The following is a 12,688-nucleotide window of genomic DNA, read 5'->3' on the forward strand; positions in this document are numbered from 1 at the left end:
TAGTGGGCGGCTTCACCGGCGCCGGGGATTGGCGGCATCCGACTTCCCCACCCCGCGAGGCTTCGCCTCGCTGTCCCTCCCCATGAAGGGGAGGGAGGTTGGCGCGAGCGCGTTCGACCCTGTAGGATTTCGTAATCCTGGAGCCCACCATGATCCGCCGCACCGTCCTGACCGGCCTTGCCGCCGCCTCCGCCGCGCCTGCCCTGGCGCAGGTCACGCCGACCGCGACCCCCGGCGTCGTGCGCCTGACCATGACCACCGCCGAGGGCCCGCTTATCCTGGAGCTGGCCGGCGACAAGGCGCCGCTGACGGTGGCCAACTTCCTGAAATACGTCGACGCCGGGCGTTACAACGGCGGGGTCATCTATCGCGGCATGGCGGTGTCGACCAATCCGCTGATGGGGCTGATCCAGGGCGGGGCCAAACCCGGCAAGCCGATCCCGCCGGTGGCCCACGAGCCGACCAGCCAGACCGGCCTGAAACATGTCGACGGCACGCTCAGCCTGGCCCGCAATGCGCCGGGCACCGGCACCAGCGACTTCTTCATCTGCGTCGGCGACGCCGGCTACCTGGACGCCAACCCGGCCGCCACCGGCGATAACTTGGGCTATGCCGCCTTCGGCCGGGTGGTCGAGGGCATGGATCTGGTCAAACGCATCCTGGTCATGCCCAAGTCACAGAAGGCCGATAACCCGGCCATGGTCGGCCAGATGCTGGAGACCTTCGTGCCGATCCAGTCGGTCAAACGGGCCTGAAAAAAGTTCGAAAGAAAAATGTCGGCCCTGGCGAGGGCCGCCCGTCCTAGGGGGCGAACCGGCCGCGCAGCCTGATCGAGGGAGCGGCCTCCAACGGGAGATGAGACCATGCGTGTTCTGATGATCGTCAAGGCCAACGCCGAAACCGAAGCCGGCGTCATGCCGACCACCGAGCAGGTCGAGGAAATGGGCGCCTACAACAACGAACTGATCGCCGCCGGGGTGCTGGTCGACGGGGCGGGGCTGCATCCGTCCAGCAAGGGCGCGCGGCTGAGCTTCAAGGGCGGCAAGCGGGTGATCACCGACGGGCCGTTCGCCGAGACCAAGGAGCTGATCGCCGGCTACTGGGTGCTCAACGTCAAGGACTGGGACGAGGCCCTGATGTGGCTCTCCAAGGTGCCGCGCCCCGACTTCAAGGACGGTGACGTCGAGGACGTCATCGAACTGCGCCGCTTCTTCGAACCCGAGGACTTCGCCGGCATCGCCTCGGAGGAGATCATCGAGCAGGAGAAGGGCTGGCGCGAGGACCAGCTGGCCAAGGCCCCGAAGGCGTAGGGCGCCCTCCGCAGCCCCTCCCTCCCCTTTATGGGGAGGGACAGCGCGCGCAGCGCGCAGGGTGGGGTACGAAGATCATAGGGCGCCAACCTTCAGGGATTAGCGGGCTCCATCCGATTACCCCACCCGTCACGCTACGCGTGACACCCTCCCCATAAAGGGGAGGGAGCGCGTGCGCCGGATCAACCGCCCCGCGCCACGAACCAACCGTTGCGGAACTGCTCGTCGGCCTTGCCATAGAGGAAGGGGGCGCCGTCCGGGGTCAGCACCGTGCCGCCGGCGGCTTCCAGCACCGCCTGGGCGGCGGCGATGTCCCATTCGCTGGTCGGGCCATGGCGGGGGTAGATGTCGGCGCTGCCCTCGGCGATGCGACAGAGCTTCACCGAGCTGTCCATCGCCAGCGTGGTGTCGAAACGATAGGTCTCGGCCAGCTTTCGGGTGGTCTCTTCCTTCATGGTGTGGCTGATCAGGGCGATCGCCTGGCCCTGGGGCCAGGGGCGGACGCGGCAGGCCTGGGCAGGGGCGCCGTTCACGCGCTTCAGGGCGCCGGAGGCCGAGGTGAACCAGGTCTCGCCGCTGGCCGGCGAACAGACGGCGCCGGCGACGGGGTGGCGGTCCTGGATCAGGCCGATGTTGACCGTCCAGCTGGGGTCGCCGCGCACGAAGGCCTTGGTGCCGTCGACCGGGTCGACGAGGAAGAAGCGCGGGCCGATCTCGTCCGGCGTGCCGTATTCGGACGCATGCTCCTCGCCGATGACCGGGATGTCCGGGAAGTGCTGCGCCAGCAGGCGGGTGATGAGGATCTCGCCCTGGCGATCGGCCTCGGTGACCGGGCTGTCGTCGGCCTTGGCGTCGACGGTCAGGGCCGTGCGCCACAGCGGCAGGATCAGCCGGCCGGCTTCCTCGACGATGTCGGCCAGGACGGCGCCGATGTTGTCCGGATCACTGCTCACTCAAACTCTCCATCGTCCACCACGTCCAGCCGCACGGCCCGCATGTCGAGGGCCTGCTTGCCGGCATTCTCGAAGTCCACGGTCACCCGATGGCCGATGCAGGACTGCACCTGGCCCAGTCCCCAGTCCGGCCGATCCGGATGCCGCACCAGGGCGCCGGGCTCGAGGAAGGGATCGCTGAGCGCCATGGGCCACAGGCTCTAGCGGTTCGTCGGCGGTTTGTCAGGCCTCGCGCAGATAGGCGGTCAGGCCCTCGGCCAGGGTGTCGAACACCAGCCGCATGCGGCGCAGGCCCTTGAGGTCCTCGTGCATGACCACCCAGGTGTCGAGCGGATAGCGGAAGGCGTTGTCGAGCAGGTGGACCAGTTCGCCATGGCGGCGGCCCAGCGCGATCTGGCAGACGCCAAAGCCAAGGCCGGCCCGGATCGCCGCCAGCTGGGCCAGGTCGTTGTCACTGCGAAAGGTGAAGTCGGCCCTGTCGACCGCAAGGCCGCTTTCGCGCAGGCGCTCGGCGAAGGGCGGGGCGTGCTCGAAGCCGATCAGGGGCAGGCCGCGCAGGGCCTCGACCGTGGCCGGCATGCCGTGGCGCGCGATCAGCCGGCGGTGGGCGAACAGGCCGAGCGGGATGGCGCCGATCGGCCGGGCCAGCAGGGCCTCCTGGCGGGGCGGGGCCATGCGCACGGCGATGTCGGCCTCCCGGCGCAGCAGGTCCTCGCTGCGGTTGCCGACGCCCAGCTCCAGGACGATGCCCGGATAGCGTTCCTGGAAGTCGGCCAGGATGGCCGGCAGCACCTCGACGGCGACGATCTCGCTGGCGGTGATGCGCACCGTGCCGGACTCGGCCTGGGCTTCGGCGCTGGCGGCGCGGGTGAAGGCGGCGGCGGCCGAGGCCATGGCCCGGGCGTGGTCGCCGAGCAGGACGGCGGCGGGCGTCGGGGTCAGGCCGGTCGGCGAGCGGGTGAACAGGGCGGCGCCGACGCCCTGCTCCAGCGCCTCGATGCGGCGGCGGACGGTGGGCTGGGCGACCGACAGGGCGCGGGCGGCGCCAGACAGGCTGCCGGTCTCCAGCACGGCCAGGAAGGCGCGCTGGCCTTCCCAGTCGGTTTCGGGCGAGCTCATATATTTTAGACTAGCGGCTCATACGGCTTGGGCAATTCTTTTCCATGCGGCTCCGGCACATCTTCGGCGGCGAAGGAGACCCGACATGACCCAGACCCCCACCGCCCTGATCCTCGGCGCCACCGGCGGCATCGGCGGCGAGACCGCCGACGCGCTGGCCCGCCACGGCTGGACCATCCGCGCCCTGGCCCGCGACCCGGCCGCCGGGGCCCGCGGCCGGCCGGCCTTCGATTGGCGAAAGGGCGACGCGCTCGACGCCAAGGCCGTCGGGGCGGCGGCGAAGGGCGTCCAGCTGATCGTCCATGCGGTCAACCCGCCCGGCTACAGGGGCTGGAAGCGGCTGGTGTTGCCAATGCTGGAGAGCAGCCTGGCCGCCGCCAGGTTGAGCGGCGCGCGGCTGCTGCTGCCGGGGACGATCTACAACTACGGGCCGGACGCCCTGCCGCTGCTCGGCGAGGAATCGCCGCAGCATCCGACCACCCGCAAGGGCGCCATCCGCGTGGCCATGGAAGCGCGGCTGGAAGCGGCGGCGAAGGAGGGCGTACGCTCGCTGATCCTGCGGGCCGGCGACTATTTCGGGCCTCGCCCCGGCAACGGCTGGTTCAGCCAGGCCCTGGTGACGCCCGGCAAGCCGGTGACCGCCATCACCTCGCCGGGCCGGACCGGCGTCGGCCATGCCTGGGCCTATCTGCCGGACGTGGCCGAGACCTTCGCCCGGCTGGCCGGCCGCGAACAGGAGCTGGGCCCGTTCGCCCGCTTCCACTTCGCCGGCCACTGGGACGCGACCGGCGCGGAGGTCACCGACGCCATCCGCCGGGTGGTTGGCAACCCGCGCATTCCGGTCAGGGCCCTGCCCTGGCCCCTGCTGCCGCTGGTCGCGCCGTTCAGCGAGACGGTGCGCGAGCTGGTCGAGATGCAGGGCTTCTGGCGGGCCCCGGCGCGGCTGGACAACGCCCGGCTGACCCACTTCCTCGGTACGGAACCGCACACCCCGCTCGACGCGGCGGTGCGCGAGACGCTGGTCGGGCTGGACTGCCTGCCTCGCGATTCCTTCTCCCGCTCGTCGGGAGAAGGTGGCCCCCGAAGGGGGTCGGATGAGGGCAGCGCCGCCCTTCAAAGGGTGGCTTGAAGATAGCTTCCGAGCCCGAGCCAGAACGCGCGAGCCCACAACCGCCGGTGCTGCCCTCATCCGGCCGCTGCGCGGCCACCTTCTCCCGACGAGCGGGAGAAGGCCCGGTTCTGGCCGTTGGCGGCAACGCCAAATCACCGCTAGACTCGCGGGCATGACCAACGCCGCCGAAGCCCTCCCTCAAGACGACGCCGCCGACCTGATCGCCGATCCGGTCGACCTGGCCGCCCAGCTGGCGGCGCGGCTGTGTCACGACTTCATCAGCCCGGCCAGCGCCATCGTCTCGGGGCTGGACCTGCTGGACGACCCGACCGCGCAGGACATGCGCGAGGACGCCATGGCGCTGATCGCCCAGAGCGCCCGCAAACTGGCCGACCTCCTGGCCTTCTGCCGGGCGGCGTTCGGCTCGGCCTCGACGGTGGAGGTGTTCGATTCCCGCGACCTGGAAACCCTGGCCCAGAGCGTGTTCGGCCATATGAAGGCCAGCCTGGTCTGGGAAGTCGCCCCGGCCAGCCTCAACAAGCCGGCGGCGCGGACCCTGCTCAACCTCTGCCAGATCGCCGGCACGGCCCTGCCGACCGGCGGCTCTGTGACGGCCCGGGTGGTCGAGGCCGGCGGCCGCATCGCCCTCAGCCTCGAAGGGACCGGCCCGCGCATCCGGTTGAAGCCCGAGGTGGCCGGCGGCCTGCTCGGCAGGCCCAAGGGCGAGGCCATGGGCGGCGCCTGGATCCAGGCCTTCTACGTCCACAGCCTGGTGGCCCAGGCCGGCGGGCAGGTGGCGGTGGAAGCCGGCGACGAGAAGCTGACGCTGGCGGCGTGGGTGCCTGCCTGAGTTTTCCTTCTCCCGGCGAGCGGGAGAAGGGCGCCCTTCGGGCTTAAAATCTTAACGGCCCTCACCCTCTCTTAACCGACGCGGCGCACAACGGACGGCTCAAGTTGGGAGTTCTCCTACGCCGTGAAGACCTGCCTAGTCGTCGATGACAGCCGGGTGATCCGCAAGGTGGCCCGCCGCATCCTGGAGGACATCGGCTTCGAGATCGCCGAAGCCGCCGACGGGATGGAGGCGCTCGCCTGGTGCCGCGCCGCCATGCCCGACGCCATCCTGCTGGATTGGAACATGCCGGTGATGAACGGCATCGACTTCCTGCGGCTGTTGCGCGCCGAGCCCGGCGGCGAAACCCCTAAAGTCGTCTTCTGCAGCGTCGAGACCGAGCCGGAGCGCATCCGCGAGGCGCTGGACGCCGGGGCCTGCGAATACATCATGAAACCGTTCGACGGCGACATCATCGAGGCGAAGTTCGCCGAGGCGGGCCTGGTATGAGCCCGCAGGACATCGAGCTGTTCGTCGCCCTGGCCCGCGCCCGCGCCGGCCTGAAGATCGACCCGGCCAAGACCTATCTGCTGGAAAGCCGCCTGGGTCCGCTGGCCCGGCGCGAGAACTTCCCCGGCATTCCGGAGATGGCCGCCGCCCTGCGCTCCCTGCGCGAGGAAAAGTTGATCTGGGCGGTGGTTGAGGCCCTGGCCCAGGGCGAGACCGGCTTCTTCCGCGACCGCGCCCCCTATGCCGCCTTCCAGAAGGAGCTGCTGCCGACCTTGGCGCGGCTGCGCGGCGGCGAACCGATCCGGGTGTGGAGCTGCGCCTGCGGCACCGGCCAGGAGGCCTACAGCCTGGCGATGATCGCTGAGCAGGCCGAGGGCCTGCCGGCCGGGACCCAGGTCGAGATCTATGGCTCGGACATCTCGGAACGGGCGCTGGAGAAGGCCCAGGCCGGGCTCTACACCCAGTTCGAAGTCCAGCGCGGCCTGCCGATCCGCCAGCTGCTGCAGCATTTCGAGAAGGTCGAGGACAATTGGCGGCTGACCCCGCGCATCCGCCAGCGGGTGCGCTGGCGCCGGGTCAACCTGATCGCCGACCTGACCGTCATGGGCCGGTTCGACGTCATCTTCTGCCGCAACGTGCTGAGTATCATGGACGCCCCCTACCGCCGCCGGGTGCTGGAGAGCATCGCCGCCCTGCTGCCGGCCGACGGTCTGCTGATCCTGGGCGAGGGCGAGACCGCCGAAGGCAGCACCGAGGCCTTCCGGCCGGTGACCGGCCGGCCGGGGCTGTACGTGCGCAACCCGGCCTACCGGGCGGCGGCGGCTTGACGCGCCGCGCCGATTGATGCGCCCTCCCGGATGGGAGGACTTCATCACATGCGCAACCTCATCATCGGCCTGGCGCTCGCCGGCCTGCTCGTCGGACCGGCCCTGGCCCAGGAGGGCGGCGTCGAGGAGGTGGTGGTCACCGGCTCGCGGATCTCCGAGTACGACGCCAACCAGACGCCGCACGTGGTGCTGCGCAAGCGGGCCGACAACCTGCTGGTCGAGGTCAATGTCGTCTGCGACACGCGCGACGCCAGCCAGCGGCGGGCCGAGCTGAAGGCCACACTGAAGAACCTGATCGCCGCGGCGGCCAAGGATCCCAGCATCGAACTGGGCCTCGGCGAGGAGGTGGTCGGCGGCATCGACGAGACGATGATCGACACCCTGATCGGCCCCGCCGGCCGCCCGGACACCAGCCAGGTCACCCTGTTGGTGAAGACCCGCATCGTGCCGACCGACACCCTCGACGGGGCCAGCGGACGGGTCGACGCCTTCATCGCAAAGGTCGCCAAGGCCGGCCGCACCGAGGTGCTGGCCACCAACGACGTCAACCTCAGCCTGATCCGGCCAGAGCAGTACCGCGGGGAGGTCATCGCCCTGGTCGCCCAGGACTCACTGAAGACGGCGGGCGCCTTCGGCGACAGCTACGGGGTCATGGTCAGCGGCCTGCAGCTGCCGATCAGCTGGTACCAGTCGGCCCCGCTCGAGCTGGCGCTCTACATCCCCTACCGCATGGAGGTCCGGCCCAAGTAGCGGGACTACTTCGCGAAAACCTTTTCCAGGAACAGGGTCTCGGCCTCGCGCTGGGCGTCGACGTTCTGCTTCTTGCGGAACCCATGTCCCTCGTCTCCGGCCAGCATGTACCAGACATCGCCGCCCTGGCCGCGCAGGGCCGAGACCATCTGCTCGGCCTCGGTCCAGGGGACGCGGGGATCGTTGCGGCCCTGGATGACGAACAGGGGCTTGCGCATCTTCGAGGTCAGGTTCAGCGGCGAGATCTGGTCGAAGACCTTGGCCATCTTCGGATCGCGCTCGTCGCCGTACTCGGCCCGCCGCAGGTCGCGGCGGTAGCCTTCGGTGTTCTTCAGGAAGGTGCTGAAGTTGGAGATGCCGACGATGTCGATGGCCCCGGCCAGCCGGTCGCTGTAGGCGGCCAGCGAGGCCAGCACCATGAAGCCGCCGTAGCTGCCGCCGTAGACGACGACCCGGTCCTTATCGAGGTCCGGCTGCATCGCGATCCAGTCGAGCAGGGCGCCGATGTCCTTGACGCTGTCCTGGCGCAGGGGGCCGTTGTCGAGCTGGATGTAGCGCTTGCCGTAGCCGTCCGAGCCGCGAACGTTCGGGGCGATGGTCACCGCGCCAAGCTCGGCCGCCCAGTATTGCCGCCGGGTGCTGAAGCCTGGCCGGTCCTGGCCCTCGGGGCCGCCGTGGATGTCGATGATCACCGGCGCGCGGCCGTTGATCCTGGCCGGCTTGTAGACCCAGGCCGGCACGCTCAATCCATCGAAGGACTTGAAGCTGACCAGCTCCGGCTCGCGCAGGGCCGAGAGGTCGAGGCCGCCGGCCTCGCTATAGGTCCAGCGGGCCAGCGTGCCGTTGCCGGGATCGAAGACATAGACGTCGGCCGGCGAGGTGGCGGCGTTGAGGCCGATGGCCAGCCCCTGGCTGTCGGGCGAGAACTTCAGGGCCCCCAGCACCCCGACTGGCAGGTTGGGCTGCGGCACGGCCTGTTTGGTGCGGAAGCCCTGGACGACGACGCGGCTGCGGCCGCCCTCGTTGACGCTGTAGGCCAGCAGCCGGCCGTCGGGCGAGAGGTCGAAGTCCTCGACGTCCCATTTAAGGTCCGGCGGCGAGATCGGCGTCGACTTGCCGGTGGCCAGGTCCAGGCTGACCAGCCGCTTGAAGTCGCTGCCCTCGTCGCTGAGCACCAGCACGGACTTGCCGTCGGGGGCGAACTGGCCGCCGCCATAGGCGATGTCGGTCTTCGACGGGTTGAGTTCGCTGACCTGGCCGCTGGCCAGGTCGAGCCGGTAGAGCTTGCTCGACACCGCCGAGATGAAGCGGCCGAGCAGCAGGGTCTGGCCGTCGGGCGAGAAGGCGATCGGGGCCGTGGCGCCCGTGGCGTCCAGCACCTTCCTGCGGCTGGCCGGATCGCCGACGGTCATGGTGACGATGTCGTAGTCGGGATCGCCCTTGCCGACCCGGGCCCAGGCCAGGGTCTTGCCGTCCTTCGAGAAGGTCATCGACTGGTTGCGCGTGCCGGGCTCGGTGAAGACGGTTTCGGGACCATCCAGGCCCATCAGATAGCCCTGGAAATACTCGTCGCCGCCGGTGTCCTTGGCGAAGATGAACCGGTCGCGCGAACCGGGGACGCCCTCGGCGGCGCCGACCGGTTCGTCGAAGAAGGTCAGCTGGGTGCGGTCGCCGCCGGGGCGGGCGACGCGGTGCAGCTGGGAGGTCTGGCCGAAACGGGTGGCGATCAGCATCGAGCCGTCGTCCAGCCAGCTGGCGAAGCTGGCCGAGCGGGCGTTCTGGTAGCGGCGCAGGGCCTCGCGGACGGCCGGCGGCGTCTGCGGCACATTCTCCAGGGTCAGGGTCCCGACCTGGCGCTTCTCGACCGGCGGCGCGTCCGCGGCGAGGGCGCCGGCGAAGGGCGTCAGCAGGGCGGCGACCGCCCCCGAGAGCAGGAAACCACGGCGGATCATCATCTTACGCCCCCAAAAAGAAAACTCAGGCCGGATCGTATTCGCTGACCAGATGCCCCGGCTCCACCTCATTCAACCTCGGAATGTAGACGGGAGCCAGCGGGTCGAGGTCGAGTTTCGACGGCAGGAAGCGCAGGGCCGAGCGCGGATCGAGCGGCGACGGCGGCTCGCCGGTCAGCCGGACGCGCTTGCGGCTGCGCTCGATGGCGGGGTCCGGGATCGGCGCCGCCGACAGCAGGGCCTTGGTGTAGGGGTGCTGCGGGGCGGCGTAGAGGCGCTCACGCGTCGCCAGCTCCATGACCCGGCCGAGATAGAGCACCATCACCCGGTGGCTGATCTCGCGGACCACGGCCAGGTCGTGGCTGATGAACATCATGGCCATGCCCATCTCCTTCTGGAGATTGATCAACAGGTCGATGATCTGGGCGCGGATGGAGACGTCCAGGGCGCTGACCGCCTCGTCGCAGATGACCAGCTTTGGCTTGAGGATCATGGCCCGGGCGATGCCGACCCGCTGGTTCTGGCCGCCTGAAAGCTCGTGCGGATAGCGGTTGATCAGGGTCGGCGACAGGCCGGCCCGGCCCATCATGGCGGCGGCCTCGGCCTCGCGCTCGCGGCGGTTCAGCTCGGGCCGGAAGACGCGCAGCGGCTCGGCGATGGACTCGCCGACGGTCGAGCGCGGATCGAGGCTGGCCAGCGGGTCCTGGAAGACGATCTGCAGGTCGCGGCGGGCCTTGCGCATGGCCTCCTCGTCAACCTTGGTGATGTCACGGCCCATGACGGTGATGGCCCCGCCCAGCTCGCCGCTGCCCTTGGGCAAGAGGCGCAGGACGGCCCGGCTCAAGGTCGACTTCCCGCAGCCGCTTTCGCCGACCACGCCGAGCGTCTCGCCCTGGCGGATGGCGAAGTCGACGCCGTCAACGGCGCGCAGCATGATCTTCCTGCCCAGCAGCCCCTGGCGGACCGGGAACCAGACCTTCACATCCTCGCCCTGGACGACGATCGGCGCCTCGGGTGGGACCGCATCGAGGGTCGGGCGGCCGCCGCGATCCAGCCGGTCGAGGCGCGGAATGGCCTCCAGCAGGCTGCGGGTATAGTCGGTCCGCGGATTGGCGAAGAGGTCGGCGGCCGTGCCCTCCTCGACATAGGCGCCGTCCTTCATCACGCAGACGCGGTCGGCCAGGCGGGCGATGACTCCCATGTCGTGGGTGATCAGCACCAGGGCGGTGCGGGTTTCGCGCTGCAGCTCGGCCATCAGGTCGAGGATCTCGGCCTGCACGGTGACGTCCAGGGCGGTGGTCGGCTCGTCGGCGATCAGCAGGGCCGGGTCGCAGGCCATGGCCCCGGCGATCATCACCCGCTGGCGCATGCCGCCGGAGAGCTCGTGCGGATACTGGTTCATCCGCCGGCCGGCCTCGGGGATGCGGACATGGTCCAGCCACTGGCGGGCCCGAGCCTTGGCCTCCTTGTCGGAGAGGCCCAGGTGCAGCCGCAGGGGCTCGGCGATCTGCTCGCCGATCTTGACGTGCGGCGTCAGGGCGGTGAGCGGGTCCTGGAAGATCATGGTCATCTTCGAGCCGCGGATGCGGTTCAGGGCGCTGGGTTTGAGGCCGAGCAGCTCCGCGCCCTCGAAGGTCGCCGATCCGGTGGCCGTGCCATTCTGGGCCAAGAGTCCCATGACGGTCATGAAGGTCTGGCTTTTCCCCGAGCCGCTTTCGCCGACCACACCCAGGCATTCGCCCTGTCCGACATCGAGGGAGACGCCGCGCACCGCCTCGACGACGCCGTCGGGGGTGTCGAAATGCACCTTGAGGTCACGCAGGGAGAGGACGGGCTGGCGCGGGCTGGACAAGCGGCGGAACTCCAGGGGCCCTCGAGAAACACAGGCCTTCAGGCGACACGATAGCGATCGGCGCCTGACGCGCAAATGAACGGCCTGTAACCCGCCTGCCCGCGATTTGACCTGCGCCCGCCTTGGGCATGCGACAACTTCTCGCAGCGCGATCTTGTCACCTATCGGGATCGCAAGGACGGCGTAAGGTTTGCGGGGTAGGTTTGGCGTCGTTCGGGGATGTTGCGGCCATGCGGCTGTTCAATCTGTTCAGACTTTCACCGCTGTCGGCCGGCGAGCCCTCTTCGCCCGCCCAGCTGGCGATCGCCGCGGCGCCCTGGGCGCTGGTGGCGGTGTTCGCGGTCGCCCTGCTGATCCGCTGAATTCCGGTCGCCGGCGCCGGTTCAACGACCGCGATTCGCTCAATTTGAGCTGTTTATGGTAAAAACCCCTGGCCTGCCGGTTGCAGGCTCCAGGCTCGGCGCGCGTTGTGGCGTGTCGAACGGGGACAGGGACGGGGCATGGACAGGGTAAACGGGAACGGGGCGACCGGGGAAAAACCGATCTGGTGGCGCAACGGCGCGCGAACCGAACAGGATCGTGACGCCCCGCCACGGGTGATCGTCGTCGGCAACGAAAAGGGCGGGGCCGGCAAGTCGACCCTGGCGGCGCTGATCGCCACCTCCATGCTCTATCGCGGCGCCCGGGTGGCGGTGATCGACGCCGACCTGCGCCAGCAGAGCCTGAGCCGTTTCCTCGCCAACCGCCGCAGCTGGCTGCCGGCCGCTCATGTCGAGGCCCCGGTGCCATTGGAATACAAGCTGGCCGAGGATCCGACCCGGCTGGCTATGGCCGACCCGGAAGAGGCGGTCCGCCGCTTCGAGAGCGCCGTCGGCATGGCCATGGCCGACTCCGACCTGCTGGTCATCGACACCCCCGGGGCCGACACCCCGGTGTCGCGCTGCGCCCACCTGCAGGCCGACCTGGTGATCACCCCGATGAACGACAGCTTCGTCGACTTCGACGTGCTGGGCCAGGTCGACCCCACGACCCTTCAACTGGTGCGGCCCAGCCTCTATACCCAGGTGGTGCTGGAGGCGCGGGACACGCGCGAGCGCCACGGCCGGCGCCTCGACTGGGTGGTGATGCGCAACCGCATGGCCGCCGCCGATGGCCGCAACCGCGAGCGCCTGACCCACGGCCTGGAGGCCCTGGCCGATGACGTCGGCTTCCGCATGGGGCCGTCGCTGCGCGAGCGGGTGACCTATCGCGAGATGTTCCCCTTCGGCCTGACCATCGCCGACCTCGCTCCCGGGGTGCGGCCGGGGGGCGTCAGCTCGCCGCGCCATGCGGCGCGGGATGAACTGCGGGCGCTGCTGGTCGCCCTGCGGCTGATCCACGAGGCCGAGCCGGGCGAGCTGGAACGGGCGACACACGAGGAACGCGGGGCGGTGCTGCACCACGTGGGATGAGAGAGCCCTCCCCCATCCGGCGGC

Annotated in this window: 14 protein-coding genes; 9 read left to right on the top strand and 5 right to left on the bottom strand. The window is 69.9% G+C overall.

The window, feature by feature from the left end:
• Nucleotides 1-149 precede the first annotated feature (149 nt).
• Nucleotides 150-755 carry a peptidylprolyl isomerase gene (locus tag AC1RSK_RS13915; RefSeq protein WP_492908159.1) on the top strand — a complete coding sequence of 202 codons (606 nt, stop codon included), beginning with the start codon at nt 150-152 and terminating at the stop codon, nt 753-755.
• Between the two features lie 108 nt (nt 756-863).
• A complete protein-coding gene (locus tag AC1RSK_RS13920) occupies nt 864-1,310 on the top strand; it encodes a YciI family protein (protein WP_492908160.1) in 447 nt (148 codons plus the stop codon).
• Nucleotides 1,311-1,492: 182 nt separating this feature from the next.
• Here AC1RSK_RS13920 and cysQ read toward each other — a convergent pair whose 3' ends face one another.
• From cysQ to AC1RSK_RS13935, 3 genes are read right to left on the bottom strand one after another with little or no spacing between them, the layout of a single operon-like run.
• Nucleotides 1,493-2,263 (bottom strand): 3'(2'),5'-bisphosphate nucleotidase CysQ, encoded by a 771-nt coding sequence (gene cysQ, locus AC1RSK_RS13925; protein WP_492908161.1) that lies wholly within the window; start codon nt 2,261-2,263, stop codon nt 1,493-1,495.
• Nucleotides 2,260-2,451 carry a DUF3553 domain-containing protein gene (locus tag AC1RSK_RS13930; RefSeq protein ID WP_492908162.1) on the bottom strand — a complete coding sequence of 64 codons (192 nt, stop codon included), beginning with the start codon at nt 2,449-2,451 and terminating at the stop codon, nt 2,260-2,262. Before AC1RSK_RS13930 ends, cysQ begins: the two co-directional genes overlap by 4 nt.
• Nucleotides 2,452-2,485: 34 nt before the next feature.
• Nucleotides 2,486-3,382 carry a LysR family transcriptional regulator gene (locus tag AC1RSK_RS13935; protein WP_492908164.1) on the bottom strand — a complete coding sequence of 299 codons (897 nt, stop codon included), beginning with the start codon at nt 3,380-3,382 and terminating at the stop codon, nt 2,486-2,488.
• Nucleotides 3,383-3,467: 85 nt separating this feature from the next.
• Between AC1RSK_RS13935 and AC1RSK_RS13940 the strand changes: the two genes are divergently transcribed.
• From AC1RSK_RS13940 to AC1RSK_RS13960, 5 genes are all read left to right on the top strand, one after another.
• Nucleotides 3,468-4,511, top strand: a complete 1,044-nt coding sequence (locus AC1RSK_RS13940) for an NAD-dependent epimerase/dehydratase family protein (RefSeq protein ID WP_492908165.1) — start codon at nt 3,468-3,470, stop codon at nt 4,509-4,511.
• Between the two features lie 154 nt (nt 4,512-4,665).
• Nucleotides 4,666-5,343 (top strand): histidine phosphotransferase ChpT, encoded by a 678-nt coding sequence (gene chpT / locus AC1RSK_RS13945; RefSeq protein ID WP_492908166.1) that lies wholly within the window; start codon nt 4,666-4,668, stop codon nt 5,341-5,343.
• Between the two features lie 123 nt (nt 5,344-5,466).
• The gene (locus tag AC1RSK_RS13950; protein ID WP_492908167.1) at nt 5,467-5,832 is read left to right on the top strand and encodes a response regulator; all 366 of its coding nucleotides are present in this window, start codon (nt 5,467-5,469) and stop codon (nt 5,830-5,832) included.
• Nucleotides 5,829-6,659 carry a CheR family methyltransferase gene (locus AC1RSK_RS13955; protein WP_492908168.1) on the top strand — a complete coding sequence of 277 codons (831 nt, stop codon included), beginning with the start codon at nt 5,829-5,831 and terminating at the stop codon, nt 6,657-6,659. The genes AC1RSK_RS13950 and AC1RSK_RS13955 overlap by 4 nt, the downstream gene beginning before the upstream one ends.
• Before the next feature lie 48 nt (nt 6,660-6,707).
• A complete protein-coding gene (locus AC1RSK_RS13960) occupies nt 6,708-7,409 on the top strand; it encodes a hypothetical protein (protein WP_492908169.1) in 702 nt (233 codons plus the stop codon).
• A 5-nt stretch (nt 7,410-7,414) separates the two neighbouring features.
• On the opposite strand, the gene AC1RSK_RS13965 is transcribed toward AC1RSK_RS13960, so the two are convergent.
• Nucleotides 7,415-9,364 (bottom strand): S9 family peptidase, encoded by a 1,950-nt coding sequence (locus tag AC1RSK_RS13965; RefSeq protein WP_492908170.1) that lies wholly within the window; start codon nt 9,362-9,364, stop codon nt 7,415-7,417.
• A gap of 22 nt (nt 9,365-9,386) precedes the next feature.
• Nucleotides 9,387-11,213, bottom strand: a complete 1,827-nt coding sequence (locus AC1RSK_RS13970; RefSeq protein WP_492908171.1) for an ABC transporter ATP-binding protein — start codon at nt 11,211-11,213, stop codon at nt 9,387-9,389.
• Nucleotides 11,214-11,443: 230 nt separating this feature from the next.
• Here AC1RSK_RS13970 and AC1RSK_RS13975 point away from each other — a divergent pair, with 230 nt between their 5' ends.
• Nucleotides 11,444-11,575 carry a hypothetical protein gene (locus tag AC1RSK_RS13975; protein ID WP_492908172.1) on the top strand — a complete coding sequence of 44 codons (132 nt, stop codon included), beginning with the start codon at nt 11,444-11,446 and terminating at the stop codon, nt 11,573-11,575.
• A gap of 138 nt (nt 11,576-11,713) precedes the next feature.
• Entirely contained in the window at nt 11,714-12,664 is a 951-nt protein-coding gene (locus AC1RSK_RS13980) for a division plane positioning ATPase MipZ (protein ID WP_492908173.1), read from the top strand.
• Nucleotides 12,665-12,688: the final 24 nt, after the last annotated feature.

This window comes from Caulobacter sp. GW821-FHT11A05 (assembly GCF_058809015.1).